The organism is Pseudomonas sp. GLN_2 (genome assembly GCF_043106005.1).
Taxonomy (GTDB): Bacteria; Pseudomonadota; Gammaproteobacteria; order Pseudomonadales; family Pseudomonadaceae; genus Aquipseudomonas; species Aquipseudomonas alloputida.
Genome location: NZ_JBICMC010000087.1, coordinates 96,683 through 118,376, shown reverse-complemented (window position 1 = coordinate 118,376; position 21,694 = coordinate 96,683). Strand labels below are relative to the sequence as shown.

The following is a 21,694-nucleotide window of genomic DNA, read 5'->3' as shown; positions in this document are numbered from 1 at the left end:
AATGCGGAGGCCATCAGGCCTCCGCTTTCACCACAAACTGCTCGATCTCAGTTGCACTACTGCGGGCAGTGCGGGTCACCCCGATCAAGGTTGCTGATGCAGAACCTGTCCACTCGCCATAGCCCACCAACCAAAGTCTCGGCTCACTCACAGATCGGGTCCCTTCGACCTCTACACGTCCTTGCTCAGTAACAACCCCAAGGCTGGCGAGGTGTCCCAAGGCGGGTTTGAACCCGGTGCACCAGATCACTGCATCCACTGCGGTTTCCGAGCCGTCTGCCCAGACCACGCCGTTAGGGGTGAAACGAACGAAGGGTCTCACCGCGTGCAGAACGTCTCGCTCACGCGCCTCCACCACAGGCGGGACCATTACCACATCGCCCAACCCGCCGACCGGCTGCTCAATTACACGCCCCTCCACCTGCGCTTTCCAGCGCTCTGTGGCCCGCTCGAACAGCACTCGGCCATCTACATCATCAGGTAGGAAAACTGGATCGGTAGGGGTTACCCAGGTCGCAGCAGCTACTTTGGAAACCTCTGCGAGAATCTGAGCGCCGGAGTTGCCGCCGCCGACGACTAGCACGCGCTTGCCCGAGAAGGCCTGCGGTTCAACGTAGTGAGCCGAATGCAGCTGCTGGCCACGGAACAGCTCAGCGTCGGGGTAGGCAGGTATGTTCGGATTGCTCCAAGTGCCTGTGGCACTGACCACAGCTTTGGCATCCCAATGGCCAGACACTGAATGGACACGTAACGCGCCGGCTACGCGCTCGACTGAGGTGACACGTACCGGCCGTTTAATCGGAAACTGATAGCGCGCCTCATACTGGGTGAGGTAGTCGATGACATGTTCGCGAGACGGATAGCCATCCTGAGCAGGCGGCATCATCCAACCGGGAATGGAGCTCCAGGTGGCTGGCGAGAACAGCCGCAGCGAATCCCAGCCGTGTCGCCAAGCCCCGCCGGCGCCCTGCTCGGCATCGAGGATGATGAGCGAGAGATCTGTCCGGCGCAGGAAGTACGCCGTTGCCAGGGCGGCTTGTCCTCCGCCAATGATGACTACATCCCACAAGCGCTCTGCATGGGCTTTCATTTCACTCCCTCCGGCCATGGTCAGGCCCCATTTTCTCAGGTGCTGCGGTAAGTGACTTGATGTAGGTCGTCTGAAGCCAGAGTCTGACAAAGAGCTGGACGTACTAGCAGGGGAGTATGTACTGCTTGTCGACCGAGCAACATGTCATGCTGACCGAACGCCTGGCCACCGATACCTTTCTGCGACTAGCCGTGGATGGCTTTCTCCGGCCTATCTCCAATTGATATGCGTATGCTCTCCAAAAGCGAGGAACTCTATACTCAAACTAGGAGTCAAAATGCCATTACAGCGCGCTGTGGTGCGTCAGGTAACAGTCATCTCTTGAAGGGAGGCTGGTTGAGGCCTAGCGCGTCAACGTATGGTGCTCGCTCCGTCATGGTCGTCATTGGCACTCCGGTGCTGCTTGCCACTGCTAGCTCAAGAGCCAAAAACATGAAATCGGAACACGAAATGCTCGGACTCCTCCTGATCGTCGAGGACGAGCCAATTCTGCGATCAATGATTGTTGAGGTACTGCAGGATTCGGGCTTTCTACTTCTCGCCGTAGCTACAGCAGACGAAGGTTTGGAGATACTCAAACGAACACCAGTGACCATGCTCATTACTGATGTAGAAACGCCCGGACAAATGAATGGCTGGGAACTTGCTCAGATCGCTAGCCAGCAGGATCCCAAAACCTCGATAGTCATTTCTAGCGGATGCGTCAGACATGAAACGGACCTCATACCCGAAGGCGCTCAGTTCCTCGCGAAGCCATGGTCAATTGACCTACTCCTGAGCCTAGTGACCGAACACCGGCAGCTCCTTTTGCAAAAATCAACCTCGGGAGAGCATGGGGACTCATAGCCGCATTCCCATAGGCCAACCATGCCAACGTGTCGAGCGAAGGCAAAACGGCTAGAGAGACTGCTGGACATCACCTTGAAGTGCCCGTTGCCAAGGTACCGGTAAGGTGCATACACAATATCAAAGCCTTGACGGCTCCACCTCAAGCACGGTCAGAAAGAAAGCCCCACATCATCCTGCGTCATTTCTTGTGATAGTGATACTTCGAGGCACTAAGCGTCATTGATTCGTCTCGATGAGTCATATTGATGCTTTTCAATCTTGGGACTAAGACTAAGGTATATGCTTGGAGAGACACGCGCCATGCAAAAGAGATTTGTTATCGTTCCGGCTGTGCCGATCGACAAAGAATGCTTCCAATCTGGTTCTCGATACTATGCCGCTACCGTATCAGGCGGATTCGACATTTACGACAATCAGGAAAAATTACGATTGAAGCCAAGCTACTCCACGAGGTCGCTCGCAGAAGCCACCTGTGAGGAGTTGAACGGGGAATGCGGCAATCCAGACGAACTTTTTCCATTCTTGCGGGTGGACTGCTCTCCCAATGAATAGTGATGTGGGCTGGCGACTGTGGGCGCTACAACATAGTTTGACACAAGCAGACAGGAGTCCGATCTTGTTCATTACGGAGTACGATATTCGGTGAAGCCACCCTCGAGCCGACCTCTATGAGGCAGCCATTACGTATGACAGTGAAATGCTAGGACCCTGGGGACACGGCTAAGGAGATTTCATCGTCGAGCTACCTCCGGAAGTCCTGAGGTAGCTCGGTGTCACAGTTGGTGACCAGAGCATCGAACTCATCGCTGGCGTAATTGTCCTGAAGCCAGTCTATATAGCTACTCCTGAGTAGCTGCTGGCTCTTGCTGACTGATTTCACTGAGTGGGGTCTGGGCACGAACCTCTATCATTTCGATCAGCTCCAAATGCTTGGGGAACTCACGCTTCAGCCAATCGCTGGGCACAAAGTGATGATCTAGGTGCACCGCCGTGCTCTGTCCGTCATCGCAAGCACAGAGCATTACGTTCATCTCCGTCTCATCACCCGCCATTGCTGCAGGTACAAATATAGTACCGCTGTCACTGACGCCAAACGACCGGCGCCACTCGGGAAAGCGCTTGCCGTCTGGGTTGGAAACCGCGAACCAATTGATCTTGTTCATTTGTCATTCTCGAATGGAATCAGAGTGGAGTACGGAAGCTCTTCGTCTTCGACCGCAGCAAACACCTGATCCAGCACTGCAGTTGGGGCATCAAAAGCTCCAAGGATCACGTATAGCTCGCACATGAGGTTAGCCTTGGCCTGCCGGACAAAACCAGCATCACCGGCTACCTTTTCAGCCGAGTCGAATGCCTGGCTTACTGACGTTTCTGCGATCAAGTAGCGAGCACCGCAGTCACACAGCAACGGGTGGTTTGAGCGAGGGGCAGTGCTCGCAGGAGCGGAGGAGAGAGGCCTCACCGGCTCCTGCGACAGTTTTAATTCTCTAAATCCAACGATGCAAGAGCGCCCACACGGGTTACCCATCCCAAAAAGATACCATCATAATTTTTTTGGGGGTTTTGCACGGTACATTCCTGCGATTTTTCTGTGGCTGAACCTTTGCTGTGACAACCTTTATTGTTGTGACAACCTTTATTAAACGAAAAACCCCGAGAATTTTTGAAAAGCTATGCTTTGTGACAACCTTTATTTTCTCTTCCCCAGGATCAACCTCCCCGCTAGGCCCCGAAATTCAAGAGGTTTTGTGACAGAGTTTATTAATCAGCAACATCAGCTTGTGGATTTAGAGAATTAAAGCTGACGCAGGATAATTAAAACTGTCGCAGGAGGCGGTGAGTCCACCGCGCCGCCGCCTGCAATGTTCCTGCTCCTTGAAGTTGCCTCACTCGTTCGACGCTGGCTTTTGGGCAATGACGTCAACATGCACGCGATCATCAGCATGCTTAAAACACGAAGCCATGCCCGAGCTCTCTCTCCATCCACGCCAAGAAACGCCTGACCCTTTCGAACCCTGAATGTGCTTTCGGAAACACCAGATGATGGGCCGCCACAGGCGCGCTGAAGATGTGTGGCACGACTTCCACCAGTGTTCCGGACGCAAGGTACTTCTGCGCTAATAACGTGCTTTCGAGTGCAAAACCCAGCCCGTGACTGGCGGCCTCCAGGGACATGTAGGAACGATCGAAGCTCAACGCGTAGGGTTTTTCCGGGCGGGCGAGGCCGTGTCGAGCGAACCAGGCCGGCCATTTCAGCAATGTGGCCTCGGAGAGAATCAAGTCCCGACGCAGTAGATCCGACGCGTCGTCGATCCTATGCCGGGCCAGCAGTTTCGGTGAGGCCAGCACGGCAAATGCCTCATTGCCTAAAGTGCGCACCTCGTAGCTAGGCCAATTGGGTTCGCCATGGCGAATGTCTACGTCAATCTTGTCGCGACTGAAATGCAGAGATTCATAGGAGCACGACAAGTTGATCTGGATATCCGGGTGCGCCATCCGAAATGCTTCCAGCCTTGGCATTAGCCAGAGCAGGCCGAAACTCGGTGACGAATGCAAACGCAGACAATCGAGGCTGACGTCGCTGCTGGCCCGTTCCGTGGCGACGGAAAGACTGTGCAGAATGCCGGAAACGTCTTTCAGATACTGCTCGCCAACGGGAGTCAGGCTGACGCCGCGCGCCGCGCGAAAGAACAGTTGTCGGCCAATCATTGCTTCGAGCTTGGCCAATTGATGACTGACAGCCGAAGGGGTGAGGTCCAGCACTTCCGCCGCGCGGGCAACATTACCGAAACGAGCAGTTTGCTCGAAGGCCTGAATCGCTCTCAGGGGTGGAAGGGCCGGCGCGGTATCGTCAACAGATCGCATATCAGTCACTTCGCTCGCAGCGCATATTTTTATTGGGACCTCCATTCAATCATTTAGCTGTCAGGGTGACGAGTGCTGAATTTTTTTCAGCACCCAATGATTTTTGCGTTATTGCTCATGGCCTGGGCCGAGACCAAAGTAGGCCCATCGATTCCCATGAATCGACCCTATAAAAACAATCAGAGGTCACATCCATGCTTCTTCAAGGCAAAGTCGCAATCATCACTGGCGCCGCATCGGCACGCGGGATCGGCCGGGCCACTGCGGCCACATTCGCTGCTCAAGGTGCCCGCGTGGTGATCCTCGATCTGGATGAAGCCGCTGCCCGCGATGCCGCAGTGTCTCTTGGCGAAGGGCATCTCGGCCTGGCCGCCAACGTCGCCGACCAGGCGCAGGTAAACCAGGCAGTTGCCCAAATCATCGAGCACTTTGGCCGCATCGACGTGCTGGTCAACAACGCTGGCATCACCCAACCCCTCAAGACCCTGGACATCAAGCACAGCGACTACGACAAGGTACTCGACGTCAGCCTGCGCGGCACGCTACTGATGTCTCAGGCCGTCATTCCCCTGATGCGCGAGCAACGTTCGGGCAGCATTGTCTGCATGTCCTCGGTATCGGCGCAGCGTGGTGGTGGCATTTTCGGTGGCCCGCACTACAGCGCAGCGAAAGCTGGGGTACTGGGCCTGGCCAAGGCCATGGCACGAGAGCTGGGGCCGGACAACGTGCGCGTGAACGCCATCGCCCCGGGTCTGATTCACACGGACATCACTGGCGGTCTGATGCAGGACGATCGTCGTCACGCGATCATCGACGGCATTCCACTGGGTCGTCTGGGCGAAGCGCAAGACGTCGCTAACGCCGCATTGTTTCTGGCCAGCGATCTGTCGACTTACCTGACCGGAATCACCCTGGATGTAAACGGCGGCATGCTCATTCACTGATGCACATTGCGTCAGCCCGCGCGGCTGACGCTGTTCTGAATCGATAAAAACAAGAGATCAGACCATCATGATTACCACCCTGTCATTGGACGCGGTTTCGGCCGTGCGCTCCAACGCATACCGCAAGACTGCCTGGCGACTGATGCCGTTCCTGATGCTGTGCTACCTGTGTGCCTATCTGGACCGGGTAAACGTGGGCTTCGCCAAGTTGCAGATGATGAGCGACCTGTCCCTAAGCGAGGCCGTTTATGGCCTGGGCGCCGGCATGTTCTTCATTGGCTACTTTCTTTGCGAAGTGCCCAGCAATCTGATCCTGCACAGGGTCGGCGCACGCCGCTGGATCGCCCGGATCATGATTTCCTGGGGGATCATTTCCGGCCTCTTTGCCTTCGTTGAAACCGCCTGGCAGTTTTATGCCCTGCGCTTTCTGCTTGGCATCGCTGAGGCGGGTCTGGCTCCTGGCCTGTTGTTGTACCTGACCTACTGGTTCCCTTCCTACCGTCGCGCAAAGATGACCGTGCTGTGGTTCGTCGCGATTCCATTGTCGGGGATGATTGGCGGCCCACTGTCAGGCTGGATCATGAATCAGTTCGCAGGTTTTCATGGCTGGGCGGGCTGGCAATGGATGTTCGTCATCGAGGCAATTCCAACCGTCATCGTCGGCTTGTTAGTACTGAGCTATCTCAAAGATGGCGTGCATCAGGCCACTTGGCTGACCGATGAAGAAAAGGACCTGGTTACCAAGGAGCTCGCCGAGGACAACGCCCACAAGGTCACTCATGCCTCACCTCGGGAATTCATCCGTGATCGCCGCCTATGGCTGCTGGCCTGCATCTACTTCTGTGTCGTAATGGGCCAGTACGCGATCACCTTCTGGCTGCCGACCCTGATCCGCAATGCCGGGGTATCGGACCCACTGCACATCGGCATGCTGACCAGCCTGCCTTACATGTGCGCCATCGCCGCCATGCTGCTGATGGGCCGTAGTGGCGACAAGCATCGCGAACGTCGCTGGCACCTGGTTGCCCCGATGATCGCAGGTGCCATCGGCCTGACGCTGGCGGCGCTGCTGGGCGGCAACCTGCTGCTGTCGGTACTCAGCCTGTGCCTTGCAGCAGCTGGCGTGCTCTCGGCTTCCTCACTGTTCTGGATGCTGCCCACTACGCTGCTCGGCGGCGTGTCAGCCGCAGCAGGTATCGCCGGTATCAACAGTTTCGCCAACCTTGCCGGTTTCTGCTCGCCTTACCTGATCGGCTGGATCACCGCTTCCACCGGTTCCAGTGCCATCGGCATGTACCTGATCACCGCAGTGCTGCTCGCGGGGGCCACGCTGGTCCTGCGCATTCCCGCCGCATCGGTCAATCGTTAACTCGCTGGAGTAGTCACCATGACTGTCAACGCACCCGACAACTTGCTCTCGGCGCTCGCCGAACGCGCGTACAACATTCGCCGCCATGCCCTGCGCATGGGGCAGGTCCAGGGCCAGGGTTATGTCGGCCAGGCCCTCGGCGCCGCTGACTTGCTGGCCGTGTCGTACTTCCATGCGCTGCGCTATCAGCCCCACAACCCCGAATGGGAGCAACGCGACCGCTTTTACCTGTCCATCGGTCACTACGCCATCGCCCTGTATGCAGCGCTGATCGAAGCCGGCGTGATCCCCCTGGAGGAACTGGAAACCTATGGTTCGGACGACAGCCGCCTGCCGATGTCGGGCATGGCCGCTTACACGCCGGGCATGGAAATAACCGGGGGGTCGCTCGGCCACGGCTTGGGCATAGCGGTCGGCGCCTGCCTGGGCCTGAAACGCAAGAACTCGGATTCGTTTGTCTACAACCTGCTCTCGGACGGCGAATTGAACGAGGGTTCAACCTTGGAAGCCGCGATGTCGGCCTCACATTGGAAACTGAACAACCTCATCGCAATCATCGACGTCAACAACCAGCAAGCCGACGGCTACTCCAGCGAAGTGCTGGCCTTCGAGCCCATCGTTGACCGTTGGCAGGCGTTTGGCTGGTTTACCCAGCGCGTGGACGGCAACGACATCGGCGCCCTGGTCGCCGCGTTCGACGCCGCACGCAACCATCAAGGGGCACAGCCGCGGGTCATCATCTGCGATACCAAGATGGGCAAGGGTGTGGACTTTCTCGAGTCACGTGAAAAAACCCACTTCATCCGCGTCGATGAAAACGAGTGGGATCTTGCATTGCAAAACCTTCAGGTCGGGAGAACTGTATGAGCCGCGTAAACACCACCGAAACCGGCAAGAAGCGCCTGACAACCTCGGCCATGATCGCTTCGATCGCTGCCGAGGGCCAGGCCACCCGCTCAGCGCCGTTCGGTCAGGCGTTGGCGGCACTGGCCGAACAGCGTTCGGACATCGTCGGCCTGTCGGCGGACCTGTCCAAGTACACCGACCTGCACATTTTCGCGAAGGCGCACCCGGACCGTTTTTATCAGATGGGTATGGCCGAGCAATTGCTGATGAGTGCAGCCGCTGGCATGGCACGCGAAGGCTGCGTGCCGTTCGCCACCACGTACGCGGTATTCGCCTCGCGCAGGGCCTATGATTTTATCTGCATGGCCATCGCCGAGGAGAACCTCAACGTCAAGATCGTCTGCGGGTTGCCGGGCTTGACCACCGGTTACGGCCCCAGCCACCAGGCAACGGATGATCTGGCAATCTTCCGCGCCATGCCGAACCTGATGATCGTCGACCCATGCGACGCTCTGGAAATCGAGCAGGCGGTGCCTGCCATCGCCGCCCATCAGGGACCGGTGTACATGCGCCTGCTGCGCGGCAACGTGCCGCTGGTATTGGATGAATATGGCTACAAGTTCGAGATCGGCAAGGCCAAGACCCTGCGTACCGGAAAGGACGTGCTGATCATTTCCACCGGTCTGATGACCATGCGTTCGCTAGAGGCCGCAGCGCAGTTGCAGAAGGATGGCGTCGATGTGGCAGTACTGCACGTACCCACCATCAAGCCACTGGACGAACAGACGATTCTGGCTGAGGCACGCAAGTCCGGACGGTTGGTGGTCACCGCCGAAAACCATTCGATCATCGGCGGCCTCGGCGAGGCGGTGGCGGGCCTGCTGCTGCGCAACGGAGTAACGCCGACATTCCGCCAGATCGCCTTGCCCGATGCCTTCCTCGATGCCGGCGCTCTGCCGACGCTGCATGACCGCTACGGTATCTCTACCGACGCGGTGAGCGCGCGGATCAAGGCTTGGCTGTGACTTGATACCTGAAGATAGAGCCGGCCGGAATTAAAGGCGGCTCTATCCCCGACGCAGCGAATGGGGTTCGTCAGATTTGCATGGCCATGCCATCCACATTCATCGCCGCCTGGCGCAGGGCCTCGGAGCGCGTCGGGTGAGGGTGGCAGGTGAGGGCGATATCTTCTGCCGAGGCCGAGAACTCCATAGCCACGCAGAACTCACCAATCATCTCGCTGACGCTTGGGCCCACCAGGTGCACACCCAGTACTTCATCGGTTTCGGCATCGGCGATGACCTTGGCGAAGCCTTCGGTCTCGTGGTTGATCTTGGCACGGCTGTTGGCGGTGAAGGGGAACTTGCCAACCTTGTAGGCACGCCCTTCGGCCTTGAGCTGCTCTTCAGTCTTGCCCACGGTGGCCATCTCCGGGCGGGTATAGATCACGCCAGGGATGAGGTTGTAGTTGACCTCGTGGGGCTTGCCGGCGATGCGTTCGATACAGGCCACCGCTTCGTCTTCGGCCTTGTGCGCCAGCATTGGGCCCGAAGTGACGTCGCCAATCACCCAGACACCCGGCACTGAGGTACGGTGGTGCTCGTTGCTGAGCATGCCGCGCTTGTCGGCTTCCAGGCCCACGCTTTCCAGGTTCAGCCCTTTTGTATAAGGGCGGCGGCCGATAGCCACCAACACGTAATCGGCTTGCAGCGATTCTGCAGTACCACCGGCGGCAGGCTCCAGCGTCAGGCTGACGCCATCGGCACCTGCGGTAGCCTGAGTCACTTTGCTGCCCAGCTTGAACACCATGCCTTGCTTGGCGAGCGCCTTCTGCAAGGCCTTGGCCGTTTCCGTGTCAGTGCCTGGGCAGATGCGATCCAGGTATTCGATGACAGTGACCTGGCTACCCAGGCGGCGCCAGACCGAACCCAGCTCAAGACCGATCACGCCAGCACCGATGACGACCAGGTGCTTGGGCACTTGCGGCAGCGACAGCGCGCCGGTCGAGTCGATGATGCGCTGGTTGTCGACGGTCACACCTGGCAGAGGGGTGGGCTCAGAGCCGGTGGCAATGACGATGTCCTTGGCCTGCAACGCGGTTTCGCTACCGTCTTCGGCCTTGACCACGACCTTGCCGATGCCATCCAGGCGGCCCCAGCCTTTGATCCACTCGACCTTGTTCTTGCGAAACAGGTATTCGATGCCCTTGGTCAGGCCTGTCACGCTCTCATCCTTCTGTTTCATCATCTGGGCGAGGTTGAGGGTGGGCTTTACTTCGATACCGAGGTGGGCGAACTCGTCACCGCTGGCAGCTTCGTAAAGCTCCGAAGCATGCAGCAGCGCCTTGGATGGCATGCAGCCGACGTTCAGGCAGGTACCGCCCAAGGTCGAGCGGCCTTCCACGCAGGCAACGCTCAGGCCCAACTGGCCAGCACGGATGGCTGCGTTGTAGCCGCCAGGGCCACCGCCGATGATCACCACGTCATAGGATTTCATGGGTTCAACTCCAGGATGTAGAAGCGCGAGAGGGCACAAGGTTAAGCTGAGACGCAGTGATTGTATACAATCTGCTGTGTGGATAAGATCAGTTGGTTCTAGACCAAGGTCTTGCTTAGAGGAAACATCCTACAGATGAACTACTCTGATCCGGTGACGTTCGAAATATTAGGCGTCGTGGCCAATTACGGACAGGAGGGGTGTTTCATGCTTGCTCAACTTCCACCTGCATTGCAGAGCTTGCATCTGCCGCTGAGGCTGAAGCTGTGGGACGGTAACCAGTTTGATCTTGGGCCTAGTCCTCAGGTCACCATTCTGGTGAAGGAGCCGCAGCTGATCAGCCAGTTGACCCACCCAAGCATGGACCAGCTAGGCACCGCATTCGTCGAAGGCAAGCTGGAGCTGGAAGGCGATATCGGTGAGGCCATCCGCGTGTGCGACGAGCTGAGCGAAGCGCTGCTGGCGGATGAGGATGAAACGCCGCCGCCACGTGTATCTCATGACAAGAGCACCGACGCAAAAGCCATCTCCTACCACTATGACGTGTCCAACGCGTTCTACCAGCTTTGGCTGGACCAGGACATGGCCTATTCTTGCGCCTACTTCCGTGAGCCGGACAATACGCTCGACCAGGCGCAGCAGGACAAGTTCGACCACCTGTGCCGCAAACTGCGCCTGGATGCCGGTGACTACCTGCTCGATGTTGGCTGTGGCTGGGGCGGGCTGGCGCGGTTCGCTGCCCGTGAATATGGCGCCAAGGTGTTCGGCATTACCCTGAGCAAGGAGCAATTGAAGCTCGGCCGCAAGCGTGTACAAGCGGAAGGGCTTGCCGACAAGGTTGACCTGCAGATTCTCGATTATCGCGATCTGCCCCAGGATGGCCGCTTCGACAAGGTTGTCAGCGTGGGTATGTTTGAGCATGTCGGGCATGCCAACCTGGCGCTGTATTGCCAGAAGTTGTTTGGGGCGGTGAGGGAAGGGGGGCTGGTGATGAACCACGGCATCACTGCCAAGCACGTCGATGGCCGACCGGTCGGGCGCGGGGCGGGTGAGTTCATTGATCGTTATGTATTCCCCCACGGCGAACTGCCGCACCTGTCGATGATCAGCGCCAGTATCTGTGAAGCCGGGCTGGAGGTGGTGGACGTGGAGAGCCTGCGCCTGCACTACGCTAAAACCTTGCACCACTGGAGCGAGAACCTGGAGAACCAGTTGCACAAGGCGGCAGCGCTGGTGCCTGAGAAGACCCTGCGGATCTGGCGTTTGTACTTGGCCGGGTGTGCCTACGCCTTTCAGAAGGGCTGGATCAACCTGCACCAGATATTGGCCGTGAAGCCATACGCCGATGGGCATCATGACCTGCCTTGGACGCGGGAAGATTTGTACCGCTGAAATCGTAAGTGTCGCAGCTTTGCAGGAGCGGCCTTTAGCGCGAGAAGGCCGCTTTGAACGGGTGTACTCAGCCTAAAGAATCGGCGATATCAGCCGCGCAATCCGCATCCCCAATTGCTGTAGTCGATGGGTGTCTTGGGTGTCTTCTGCAGTAATTTCCCGCGCGTGTTCGAAGTCTTCGTGGAGCATGTGCTCGACCTGGTCGGCGAAGCCGCGATCGACTGTCAGCAGGGTAATCTCGAAGTTCAGACGGAACGAGCGGTTGTCCAGGTTGGCACTCCCAATCGCGCTGACGTCATCATCCACCAGCACCACCTTCTGATGCAGAAACCCGGGTTGGTAACGGAACATACGTACCCCCGCGCGCACCGCTTCGAAGGCAAACAGGCTGGAGGCGGCGTAGACGATGCGGTGGTCCGGCCGTGACGGGATGAGCACCCGCACATCGACTCCTCGTAGTACCGCCAGCCGCAAGGCGGCGAACACGGCCTCGTCAGGGATGAAGTAGGGGCTGGTGATCCACACCCTGCGGGTGGCCGAATGAATCGCCTCAAGGAAGAACAGCGAGCAGGTTTCTTGTGGGTCTGCCGGGCCGCTGGCCAAGGCCTGACACAGCACACCGTTGTCCGGGTACGTATCGGGCAGGATCAGCGGCGGTAGCTGGCGCGTGGCCCAATACCAGTCCTCGGCGAACGACTCTTGCAGGCAGGCCAGTACCGGCCCGCTGATCTGTACGTGGGTGTCACGCCAGGGTGAAAGCTGCGGGTGTTTACCCAAGTACTCGTCTCCCACGTTGTGACCGCCAATGAAGCCGAGCAAGCCATCCACCACCACAATCTTGCGATGGTTGCGGAAGTTCACCTGGAAGCGGTTGAACCAGCCGCGACGGGTGGCGAATGCATGGATCTGCACGCCGCCGTCCCGCAGCATCTGGCTGTAGCTGGCCGGCAAGGCGTGGCTGCCGACACGGTCGTACAGCACGAACACCTGCACGCCTTCGGCGGCTTTGCGTAGCAAGAGTTGCTGCAGTGCCTTGCCGAGGGTGTCGTCATGAATGATGAAGAACTGCACCAATACCACATCGCGGGCTTTTTCGATGGCTGCGAAGATGGCATCGAAGGTGGCCTTGCCATTGATCAGCAGTTTTACCTGGTTATTTGCCAGGCATGGCATGCGACCCAGCTTGGGCATCGCCCGCAAGGCTGTGTAGCTTTCGGACTCGCGGGCGGTCAGGGCTTCTTCAACCCAGGGCCGCCAGTTGAGGTTGGCCATGGCCACGTGCATTTCCTGGTTGGCCTGACGCCGAGCCTTGATGTAGGCATAGAACGAGCGGGCGCCGAAGATCAGGTAGGGGATCAAGGTGAGGTAGGGGATGAAGAGCAAGGGCATCGCCCACGCAATGGCTCCCTGAGCTGTCCGCACGGTGAACAGCGCATGCAGTGCGGCGACTATACCCAGCAGGTGGATCATGCCGAGTAGGTAACCAAAGAAGTAGGGGCTGTGGTAATCCATATGCATCCTGCTTGCCGAGTACACTTGAGGTAACAGAACACGTTCCCGGTCCGCCTGCAACCCGCAGGCGGATTTGGCGTCTAAGGCTCAGTCCGGCCCGTTTGACCGGTTTTTTTCCAGGAGCGTTCGTCCATGAAGATTCGTCTGCCACTGTTGGCGTTGGCCCTAGGCATGAGCAGTCCGCTGGTGCAAGCCCAGATGCTGCAACCGGGGTTGTGGGAGCTGACCACCAGCAACATGCAGGTCGATGGCAAGCCGCTACCCGACATGGAATTCATGCTTGGCCAGTTGAAGAACCTGCCGCCAGAGCAGCGCGCAATGATGGAGGGGGTGTTGGCCAAACAAGGGGTCAGTGTAGGTGGCAAGGGTGTGCGTTCGTGCCTGACACCAGAACAGGTGGCAACGAATGATATTCCGCTGCAGGACCCGAAATCGGGCTGCACTCAGAAGATTACCGACCGTACCGGTAACGTGTGGAAATTTCAGTTCAGCTGCCCGAAGGCACAGGGTAGTGGCCAGGCTACATTTCTCAGTGATCGGGAATTCACCACCCAGGTCAGTGGCACGTTCAACGCTTCGGGTGTGCAGCAGCAAGGCAGCATGAACACGCGTGCGGTGTGGCTAGGCAATGACTGCGGTACGGTCAAACCGCGCAGCTGAAATCCCATTGCCACTGGCTGGTGGCAACCGCGTCGTGGGCATGCAGCCTCTGTTGCCGTTCGAGCAGCCGAGCATGGCCAGTTCCAGAAGTCGGTAGGGAAACGAATAGTTCCACGTGGAACATTTCATTTTCAATCCTAGCCTCGACGCGGTTACCGCATAGCTTTTCGGCCTGAGAAAGGCTGATCAAGGCAGGCATTTTCAGCAAGCGCTCGAAGCTGATGTGCGAATAGGCGGCAGTAGAGGCAAAGCCTTCAAAACAAAAGAAGGCATCAACGGCAGCCCTCGATCAAGCTGCAATGCAGCTTGAAGCGCTCCCCGCTGGAACTCGATACGCGGTTCAAGGTGGTCCAGCCTACTCGGCGGCTGTAACCCACCCAGGCCTCACCATTGCTGGCCAGGCCGGTAAAAAAAGTCAGCGTGCCATAGCGGCTGTTGGTTTGTGCCCATAGTCGGCGGCTGCTGAAGTCATAGCCGCGAAGGTAGAACGTGCTGCCTTCGGTGCGCACGCTGTAGTAGTTACCTTTGCCGTCCTGGCAAGCGAGCAGCGTCGCGCTTCGCGTACAAAGGGCCAATGCACTGTTTTGCGGCATGGCCAACAGCGAGGCAGGCATGGTGAGCACCAGCAATGCCATGACGCGTGGCAGATTCATTTTTCATCCCCTGTGAGCACTCGTCCGTCGAGAACCACTTGGCGAAATTGTATTGTTACTTTATAACATTATGCAATGCATCGTTTCGAATGCGTCTGCCTGAAGGGGTTCGCCATGTCCAATCGTCTTCCCGTCACCGTGCTGTCCGGCTTCTTGGGCGCCGGCAAGAGCACGCTGCTCAACCATGTGCTGCGCAACCGCGACAACCTGCGGGTGGCGGTAATCGTCAACGATATGAGTGAAATCAACATCGATGCCAGTGAGGTGCAGCGCAATGTCAGCCTCAACCGCGCTGAGGAGAAACTGATCGAGATGAGCAACGGCTGCATTTGCTGCACGTTGCGCGAAGACCTGCTTGAGGAGGTTGCACGGCTGGCCGAAGAGGGACGTTTCGACTATTTGTTGATCGAATCCACCGGTATCTCTGAGCCGCTGCCAGTGGCTGAGACCTTCACTTTCCGTGACGAGCTGGGTCGCAGTCTGTCCGATATGGCGCGACTGGACACCATGGTCACCGTGGTCGACGGCTTGAACTTCCTGCGCGACTATCAAGCAGCAGACAGCCTGGCCAGCCGTGGTGAAACATTGGGCGAAGAAGACGAGCGGTCGATCAGTGATTTGCTGATCGAACAGGTCGAGTTCGCAGATGTACTGCTGCTGAGCAAGATCGACCTGATCAGCCAACATGAGCGTGAAGAACTCATCGCCATTTTGCGCAGCCTCAATGCCCGGGCGCAGATCGTACCCATGGTCATGGGCCAAGTGCCGCTGGCACGTATCCTCAACACCGGGCTGTTCGACTTCGATCAAGCGGCCCAGGCACCAGGCTGGTTGCAGGAGCTGCGCGGTGAACATGTACCAGAAACCGAAGAGTACGGAATCGCGGCCATGACCTGGCAGGCCCGACGCCCGCTTCATCCACAGCGCTTTTACGACTTTATCCACAAGGACTGGGAAAACGGCAGGCTGCTGCGTTCCAAAGGGTTTTTCTGGTTGGCCAGCAAATATCAGGAAGCTGGCAGCTGGTCGCAAGCGGGCGGCATGATGCGCCATGGTCTGGCTGGCCGCTGGTGGCGCTTCGTGCCACGCGAGCAGTGGCCACAGGATGTGGATAACACGAATGCGATCTTGAAACACTGGACCGCCGACACCGGTGACTGCCGGCAGGAGTTGGTGTTTATTGGGCAGAATATCGACGTCGAAAAATTATCCACAGCCCTGGATGCGTGCCTGTTGACGGATCAAGAAATGGGCTTGGGTCACATGGGCTGGCTGCGTTTACCTGACCCATTTGGCCCATGGCATGAGGAAGCGGCAGCATGAACCCCGCACACCGACCTGTGGATATCTTTCAGGTGTTTGGCGAGACGCCCCAAGTGCTGGCCGAAGTGCTGCAGGATGGCGTGAACCTGGCCGTCTGGCGGCGGCGCTTGCCGGCACAACTGCAGGACTTTGCCGCATTGGTGATCAGCCTTGGCCAGCCCTTGGCTGATCAGCGGGTAATTGATGTGGACGAGGAACAGAAGCCGGTATTGCCAGATCTGCTGCGTGAAGCGGCGGATTTGCATGGGTATGAAGCTTTCGTTGCTGATGTGACGTGGTTGGTGGCGGCTTATACCTGTCTGGTTGGCGCACGACGGATCGGTTTGCGCTTGCGCGTGTTGAACGCTCCGATGTGCCCACGCTTCCATGTGGATAACGTACCGTTGCGCTTGCTCACCACTTACGTCGGCCCAGGTAGTGAGTGGTTGCAAGAGCGGGATAGCTGTCGTGGAGAGTTACACACAGCTCAGCCACCTGTGGATAACATCCAGCACCTTCAAGCCGCCGAGGTTGCGATACTTAAAGGCGAAAAATGGCAGGGTAACGAAGGGGCAGGCCTGGTGCATCGGTCCCCTTCTACGCGGCAGGGGCGTTTGCTGCTCAGCCTTGACTGGCTGGCCTGACGGCGCATAGTGAGGCATCACCGCTGCCTGAAACCATCCCATGCTGCAGAACATTCCCACCCATGTAATTGCCGGCCCGCTGGGTGCTGGCAAGACCACGCTGATCCGTCACTTGCTGGCTCAGCGCCCAGCCAACGAGCGCTGGGCGGTATTGATCAACGAGTTCGGCCTTGTCGGCCTGGATGCAGCCTTACTCAGCCGTGACGAAGACGGCATCGCCATCGGCGAGGTCGCAGGCGGCTGCCTGTGCTGCGTCAACGGCATGCCGTTCCAGGTGGGCCTGGGACGACTGCTGCGCAAATCGCGGCCTGACCGGCTGTTTATCGAACCTTCCGGCCTGGGCCATCCCGTGCAGCTGCTGGCTCAGCTGCAACAAGCGCCTTGGGTTGGAGTGCTGACAATTCAGCCACTCCTGATGGTTGTGGATGCCCAGGCCATGGCTCGAAACGAGCCTCTTCCAGAGGCTCAACAGCAGGCTCTCAACGCCTCTGAAAGCGTGGTTTTCAATAAGTCAGAGGCTGTGGATGAAATCCATAAGTTGTTGATAAGTAATAAATTTAAAGAAAAAAATATCATGTGGACCGTGCAGGGGCAGTTGCCTTTGTCCGGCCTCCCGACGGTATCTCCACAGATTGTTGACAGCCAATTCTTGAAAAACAGGATTGTCGACAATCCTGGAATCGATCCAGCAGCACTGTGGGCTGACCCGAGTCAACCGATTTGCCTTGCCCAGCAGGGAGAGGGTGGTTGGAGTATTGGCTGGCGGTGGCACCCCGGCCAACAGTTTTATCCACAGCGGCTAAAGGCTTTCTTGTGTGCTTGGCCATGGCGACGGGCCAAGGGAGTTATCCACAGCATGGAGGGCTGGTGGTCATTCAATGGGCTGAATGGGGATATGCCCGCTTGGCAGCTCAGCGACTGGCGGAAGGACACGCGTATCGAGCTGATTTTCGATCAGCCGCAACCGCAACCCGCATTGCAAGCCGGGTTGAATGAATGTCGCGTCAGTTGATCAGTTGCGCCAGCGGTTATGCTCCTGGCGCCATTGCTGCATCTCTATGACGTTGTCGGCGCGCGGTGGGGTCTTGATTTCGAACGGGTAGGGCGCCAGCTCGATCTGCACACTGTGGGCGCCGAACTGGGTCGCGGTGCCGGGGTGACGTTGCTCACCCGTGACGGTGAATTCGAAGGCATAGACGCGTGCCAGGCGCTTGCGGCCATTGGCATCCCGGACAAAGGCGATGCGCTTGAGCGCTACGGCATCGTCAAGCAACTCCAGGTCGAGTTTGGCGCAATGCTGTTTGACCCGTTCCAGGGCCTTTTCACGCAACCCATGGTTGTGCCACAACCAGGCGCCTGCCGTGGCTACCAGCATCAGGACGAAGAGGTTCTCCAGGGTCAACATTTGCATATGCTCCAAACAGGTAGATCCAGCTTAACTGCGTTCCTGGCCTGTCGTACAGGTAGCAATCGAGTTCATACTGCGCTGCGCACAATCCTAGAAACAGCTTTGGAAACCTCCCGCATGAAACGTACCCCGCACCTGCTCGCCATTCAGTCCCACGTGGTGTTCGGCCACGCCGGCAACAGCGCCGCGGTATTCCCCATGCAGCGTATCGGGGTCAATGCCTGGCCACTCAATACCGTGCAGTTCTCCAATCACACACAGTATGGCCAGTGGGCGGGTGAAGTGCTTGCCCCAGCGCAAATTCCTGCGTTGGTGGAAGGCATTTCCAATATCGGCGAGCTGGGCCACTGTGATGCAGTGCTTTCCGGCTACCTGGGCAGTGCTGAACAAGGGCGAGCGATCCTGGCCGGCGTCGAGCGGATCAAGGCGGTAAACCCAAAAGCGTTATACCTGTGCGACCCGGTCATGGGGCACCCGGAAAAGGGCTGCATTGTGCCGCCCGAAGTCAGTGAGTTTCTGCTTGACGAGGCTGCAGCCACAGCGGACATCCTGTGCCCCAACCAGTTGGAGCTGGACAGCTTCTGTGGGCGCCGCGCCCAGTCGCTGGAGGATTGCGTGAACATGGCGCGCAGTCTGCTGCAGCGTGGGCCGCAGGTTGTACTGGTCAAGCACCTGGCGTACCCCGGGCGGGCCGAAGAACAGTTCGAAATGTTGCTGGTGACCGCCGAGCACAGCTGGCACTTGCGCCGCCCACTGCTGGCGTTTCCGCGTCAGCCGGTGGGGGTGGGTGACCTGACCTCAGGCTTGTTCCTGGCGCGTGTGCTGCTCGGCGACAGCTGGGTGCAGGCATTCGAATTCACGGCTGCGGCAGTGCATGAAGTGCTGCTGGAAACCCAGGCCTGCGCCAGCTACGAATTGCAGTTGGTACGGGCCCAGGACCGCATTGCGCACCCACGGGTGCGCTTCGAAGCGCAGTTACTGGCGCTTTAAATGGCGTCGGTTTTCAAGTCCTGATAGCGCTTTTCCAGTTCCTGGCGGATCTGCCGGCGCTGCTGGCCTTGCAGGAAGCGGCGCTTTTCTTCGCTGCTGTGCGGCTGGCGTGGTGGCACCGGCACCGGGCGGCGGTTGTCGTCGACCGCGACCATGGTGAAGAAGCAGCTGTTGGAATGGCGCACCGAGCGCTCGCGAATGTTCTCGGTCACCACTTTGATGCCAACCTCCATCGAAGTGTTGCCGGTGTAGTTGACCGACGCCAGGAAAGTCACCAGTTCACCCACGTGCACGGGTTCACGGAAGATCACCTGGTCGACCGACAGGGTCACCACATAACTGCCGGCATAACGGCTGGCGCATGCATAAGCCACTTCGTCGAGGTACTTGAGCAGGGTGCCGCCATGTACGTTGCCAGAAAAGTTGGCCATGTCCGGGGTCATCAGGACGGTCATGCTCAGCTGGGCGTTTCCAGGTTCCATAGTGTGCTCACGGTGAGGTTGCGCTGAATCGGGCGAATGGAGGGCGTTATCTGCTGACACTGCTGTTCCCCTCTTTTGAATGTGCCTTGCTGATACGGGACGTTGGTTGGCGCATCATCGTCACGCTGATCATGCCATCAGCGGCGCTTTTCCAGCCGATCTGTTTCTGCATATTGCACTGGCTTTTTGCGGCGGAGTGCGATGTTAACCTGAGTACGCCCATGCAACATGGGTGTTCCCGGATTCAATACAGTATGTACTTGCTGCTCGCTCAGGTTTGCCTCGGCAGAGGAGCGGTCTGCCCAGGCATTCACAAGACGAGAAAAGGAGTATCACGCCATGCATGCCATCAGCTTCATCCAGGACCTGGCAGTCATCATGCTGGTCGCTGGCGTGGTCACCATTCTTTTTCACCGTTTCAAGCAGCCGGTGGTGCTGGGCTACATTGTCGCCGGCTTCATCATTGGCCCGCACACTCCGCCGTTCGGCCTGATTCATGACGAAGACACCATCAAGACCCTCGCCGAACTGGGGGTGATCTTCCTGATGTTCTGCCTGGGGCTCGAGTTCAGCTTGCGCAAGCTGTTCAAGGTCGGTGCCACGGCGTTCATCGCAGCGTTCCTGGAAATCGTCCTGATGATCTGGATCGGTTTCGAGATTGGCCGCTGGTTTGGCTGGAGCACCATGGATTCACTGTTCCTGGGCGCCATCCTGGCCATTTCCTCCACCACCATCATCGTCAAGGCGCTCAACGACTTGAAGATGAAGAACGAGCGCTTTGCCCAGCTGATCTTCGGCGTGCTGATCGTCGAGGACATTCTGGGTATCGGTATCATTGCCCTGCTGTCGGGCATCGCGGTCAGCGGCACGGTCAGCTCGGGCGAAGTGTTCTCCACTGTCGGCAAGCTGTCGCTGTTCATGATCGTCGCCTTGGTCATCGGTATTTTGCTGGTACCGCGGTTACTGGCCTATGTCGCCAAGTTCGAAAGCAACGAAATGTTGCTGATCACTGTTCTGGGCCTGTGTTTCGGCTTCTGCCTGCTGGTTGTGAAGCTGGAGTACAGCATGGTGCTAGGCGCTTTCCTGATTGGCGCGATCATGGCCGAATCACGCCAGTTGCTGAAGATCGAACGCCTGATCGAGCCTGTACGCGACCTGTTCAGTGCCATCTTCTTTGTCGCCATCGGCCTGATGATCGACCCTCAGGTACTGATCGACTATGCCTGGCCTATCGTTGTCATCACCCTGGCGGTGGTGCTGGGCAAAATGCTGTCTTGCGGCATGGGGGCGTTCATTGCCGGCAATGACGGGCGTACGTCTTTGCGTGTGGGAATGGGGCTTTCGCAGATCGGCGAGTTCTCCTTCATCATTGCCGCGCTGGGCATGACCCTGCAGGTGACCAGCGACTTCCTTTACCCGGTGGCGGTGGCGGTATCGGCAATCACCACGTTGCTGACACCCTATCTGATCCGCGCGGCTGACCCGTTGTCGCAGAAACTGGGCAATGTGGTGCCCGCCCGCCTCGCACGCGTGTTGTCGTTGTATGGCGAGTGGTTACGCAACATCCAGCCGCAGGGCGAGAGTGCCATGCTGGCGGCGATGATCCGGCGTATCCTGTTGCAGGTTGGGGTGAACCTGGCGCTGGTGATCGCCATCTTCTTCAGTGGCGGCTACTTTGCAGGGCGTATCGGCAATTGGCTCAGTGAGTGGGTCAGCGATGTCAGCCAGCAGAAGGCCGTCATATGGGGGGCTGCTTTGTTGCTGTCACTGCCATTCCTGATCGCCGCGTACCGCAAGCTAAAGGCACTCTCGATGCTGCTGGCAGAGATGGGCGTGAAGCCGGAAATGGCCGGGCGACATACCCAGCGCGTGCGCCGTGTGATCGCCGAAGTGATCCCGCTGTTGTCGCTGCTGGTGATTTTCCTGCTGTTGTCGGCATTGTCCGCCAGCATTCTGCCCACCAGCGAATTGCTGCTGGTGATTGCCGTGGTAGCTGCGGTGGTGGTGGCGTTGTTGTGGCGCTGGTTTATCCGCGTGCACACGCGCATGCAGATCGCGTTGCTGGAGACGCTGGAGAACAGTCGCGAGAACTCGCACTGAGGGGGTTACGCCCTGGGCAAGGTATCTCGCCCGCCCGAGGAGATGGGGTTATAGCGATGTCGCCAGGCGCAAAAAGCCTGGCGATTTTAAAG

General features: G+C 58.3%; 22 protein-coding genes. 13 read left to right on the top strand and 9 right to left on the bottom strand.

All coding sequences use genetic code 11. The features are described from left to right. Nucleotides 1-13 precede the first annotated feature (13 nt). On the bottom strand, nucleotides 14-1,090 hold the full coding sequence (locus ACF8Q6_RS21480) for an ArsO family NAD(P)H-dependent flavin-containing monooxygenase (RefSeq protein ID WP_104886876.1): 1,077 nt from the start codon (nucleotides 1,088-1,090) through the stop codon (nucleotides 14-16). A 432-nt stretch (nucleotides 1,091-1,522) separates the two neighbouring features. Here ACF8Q6_RS21480 and ACF8Q6_RS21475 point away from each other — a divergent pair, with 432 nt between their 5' ends. Beyond that, on the top strand, nucleotides 1,523-1,936 hold the full coding sequence (locus ACF8Q6_RS21475) for a response regulator (protein WP_196914280.1): 414 nt from the start codon (nucleotides 1,523-1,525) through the stop codon (nucleotides 1,934-1,936). A 303-nt stretch (nucleotides 1,937-2,239) separates the two neighbouring features. After that, complete coding sequence (locus ACF8Q6_RS21470) at nucleotides 2,240-2,491, top strand: hypothetical protein (protein ID WP_104886883.1); 252 nt, start codon at nucleotides 2,240-2,242, stop codon at nucleotides 2,489-2,491. 287 nt (nucleotides 2,492-2,778) lie between these two features. Here ACF8Q6_RS21470 and ACF8Q6_RS21465 read toward each other — a convergent pair whose 3' ends face one another. The 3 genes from ACF8Q6_RS21465 to ACF8Q6_RS21455 all read right to left on the bottom strand — a co-directional run bounded on the left by ACF8Q6_RS21465 (nucleotide 2,779) and on the right by ACF8Q6_RS21455 (nucleotide 4,804). Next, nucleotides 2,779-3,102 (bottom strand): hypothetical protein, encoded by a 324-nt coding sequence (locus ACF8Q6_RS21465; protein WP_104886884.1) that lies wholly within the window; start codon nucleotides 3,100-3,102, stop codon nucleotides 2,779-2,781. After that, nucleotides 3,099-3,320: a hypothetical protein gene (locus ACF8Q6_RS21460; protein ID WP_324737247.1), complete on the bottom strand. Its 222-nt coding sequence runs from the start codon at nucleotides 3,318-3,320 to the stop codon at nucleotides 3,099-3,101. The genes ACF8Q6_RS21465 and ACF8Q6_RS21460 overlap by 4 nt, the downstream gene beginning before the upstream one ends. Nucleotides 3,321-3,886: 566 nt before the next feature. Continuing rightward, nucleotides 3,887-4,804, bottom strand: a complete 918-nt coding sequence (locus ACF8Q6_RS21455) for a LysR substrate-binding domain-containing protein (protein WP_029380745.1) — start codon at nucleotides 4,802-4,804, stop codon at nucleotides 3,887-3,889. Between the two features lie 194 nt (nucleotides 4,805-4,998). Here ACF8Q6_RS21455 and ACF8Q6_RS21450 point away from each other — a divergent pair, with 194 nt between their 5' ends. From ACF8Q6_RS21450 to ACF8Q6_RS21435, 4 genes are all read left to right on the top strand, one after another. Then, nucleotides 4,999-5,748 (top strand): SDR family NAD(P)-dependent oxidoreductase, encoded by a 750-nt coding sequence (locus ACF8Q6_RS21450; protein ID WP_392489770.1) that lies wholly within the window; start codon nucleotides 4,999-5,001, stop codon nucleotides 5,746-5,748. Between the two features lie 67 nt (nucleotides 5,749-5,815). Continuing rightward, nucleotides 5,816-7,117, top strand: a complete 1,302-nt coding sequence (locus ACF8Q6_RS21445; RefSeq protein ID WP_392489769.1) for an MFS transporter — start codon at nucleotides 5,816-5,818, stop codon at nucleotides 7,115-7,117. A gap of 18 nt (nucleotides 7,118-7,135) precedes the next feature. Next, the gene (locus tag ACF8Q6_RS21440; RefSeq protein WP_392489768.1) at nucleotides 7,136-7,984 is read left to right on the top strand and encodes a transketolase; all 849 of its coding nucleotides are present in this window, start codon (nucleotides 7,136-7,138) and stop codon (nucleotides 7,982-7,984) included. Further along, nucleotides 7,981-8,988, top strand: coding sequence for a transketolase family protein (locus ACF8Q6_RS21435; RefSeq protein ID WP_392489767.1), 1,008 nt, complete (start codon nucleotides 7,981-7,983; stop codon nucleotides 8,986-8,988). Before ACF8Q6_RS21440 ends, ACF8Q6_RS21435 begins: the two co-directional genes overlap by 4 nt. 70 nt (nucleotides 8,989-9,058) lie before the next feature. On the opposite strand, the gene lpdA is transcribed toward ACF8Q6_RS21435, so the two are convergent. Continuing rightward, on the bottom strand, nucleotides 9,059-10,459 hold the full coding sequence (gene lpdA, locus ACF8Q6_RS21430; RefSeq protein ID WP_088512625.1) for a dihydrolipoyl dehydrogenase: 1,401 nt from the start codon (nucleotides 10,457-10,459) through the stop codon (nucleotides 9,059-9,061). A gap of 207 nt (nucleotides 10,460-10,666) precedes the next feature. Between lpdA and cfaB the strand changes: the two genes are divergently transcribed. After that, entirely contained in the window at nucleotides 10,667-11,851 is a 1,185-nt protein-coding gene (gene cfaB / locus ACF8Q6_RS21425; RefSeq protein ID WP_020190282.1) for a C17 cyclopropane fatty acid synthase CfaB, read from the top strand. Nucleotides 11,852-11,923: 72 nt separating this feature from the next. Here cfaB and cls read toward each other — a convergent pair whose 3' ends face one another. Further along, entirely contained in the window at nucleotides 11,924-13,363 is a 1,440-nt protein-coding gene (gene cls, locus ACF8Q6_RS21420) for a cardiolipin synthase (RefSeq protein WP_392489766.1), read from the bottom strand. A gap of 132 nt (nucleotides 13,364-13,495) precedes the next feature. On the opposite strand from cls, the gene ACF8Q6_RS21415 reads away from it, so the two are divergent. After that, nucleotides 13,496-14,023: a DUF3617 domain-containing protein gene (locus tag ACF8Q6_RS21415; protein WP_003253248.1), complete on the top strand. Its 528-nt coding sequence runs from the start codon at nucleotides 13,496-13,498 to the stop codon at nucleotides 14,021-14,023. Nucleotides 14,024-14,295: 272 nt separating this feature from the next. Here ACF8Q6_RS21415 and ACF8Q6_RS21410 read toward each other — a convergent pair whose 3' ends face one another. Next, nucleotides 14,296-14,676: a hypothetical protein gene (locus ACF8Q6_RS21410; protein ID WP_014754895.1), complete on the bottom strand. Its 381-nt coding sequence runs from the start codon at nucleotides 14,674-14,676 to the stop codon at nucleotides 14,296-14,298. A 114-nt stretch (nucleotides 14,677-14,790) separates the two neighbouring features. Between ACF8Q6_RS21410 and zigA the strand changes: the two genes are divergently transcribed. Genes zigA through ACF8Q6_RS21395 form a run of 3 tightly spaced genes read left to right on the top strand, consistent with a single transcriptional unit; the run spans nucleotide 14,791 to nucleotide 17,634 of the window. After that, on the top strand, nucleotides 14,791-15,999 hold the full coding sequence (zigA, locus tag ACF8Q6_RS21405; RefSeq protein WP_392489765.1) for a zinc metallochaperone GTPase ZigA: 1,209 nt from the start codon (nucleotides 14,791-14,793) through the stop codon (nucleotides 15,997-15,999). Next, the gene (locus ACF8Q6_RS21400) at nucleotides 15,996-16,622 is read left to right on the top strand and encodes a DUF1826 domain-containing protein (RefSeq protein ID WP_392489764.1); all 627 of its coding nucleotides are present in this window, start codon (nucleotides 15,996-15,998) and stop codon (nucleotides 16,620-16,622) included. Before zigA ends, ACF8Q6_RS21400 begins: the two co-directional genes overlap by 4 nt. Before the next feature lie 40 nt (nucleotides 16,623-16,662). Beyond that, nucleotides 16,663-17,634, top strand: coding sequence for a CobW family GTP-binding protein (locus ACF8Q6_RS21395; RefSeq protein WP_392489763.1), 972 nt, complete (start codon nucleotides 16,663-16,665; stop codon nucleotides 17,632-17,634). Here ACF8Q6_RS21395 and ACF8Q6_RS21390 read toward each other — a convergent pair whose 3' ends face one another. Further along, nucleotides 17,635-18,027 carry a DUF3301 domain-containing protein gene (locus ACF8Q6_RS21390; protein WP_003253259.1) on the bottom strand — a complete coding sequence of 131 codons (393 nt, stop codon included), beginning with the start codon at nucleotides 18,025-18,027 and terminating at the stop codon, nucleotides 17,635-17,637. A gap of 120 nt (nucleotides 18,028-18,147) precedes the next feature. On the opposite strand from ACF8Q6_RS21390, the gene pdxY reads away from it, so the two are divergent. Beyond that, on the top strand, nucleotides 18,148-19,020 hold the full coding sequence (gene pdxY / locus ACF8Q6_RS21385) for a pyridoxal kinase PdxY (RefSeq protein ID WP_003253261.1): 873 nt from the start codon (nucleotides 18,148-18,150) through the stop codon (nucleotides 19,018-19,020). Here pdxY and ACF8Q6_RS21380 read toward each other — a convergent pair. After that, a complete protein-coding gene (locus ACF8Q6_RS21380) occupies nucleotides 19,017-19,502 on the bottom strand; it encodes an acyl-CoA thioesterase (protein WP_003253263.1) in 486 nt (161 codons plus the stop codon). The two genes, pdxY and ACF8Q6_RS21380, sit on opposite strands and share 4 nt — an antisense overlap. A gap of 339 nt (nucleotides 19,503-19,841) precedes the next feature. On the opposite strand from ACF8Q6_RS21380, the gene ACF8Q6_RS21375 reads away from it, so the two are divergent. Beyond that, the gene (locus tag ACF8Q6_RS21375) at nucleotides 19,842-21,602 is read left to right on the top strand and encodes a cation:proton antiporter (protein WP_003253264.1); all 1,761 of its coding nucleotides are present in this window, start codon (nucleotides 19,842-19,844) and stop codon (nucleotides 21,600-21,602) included. Nucleotides 21,603-21,694: the final 92 nt, after the last annotated feature.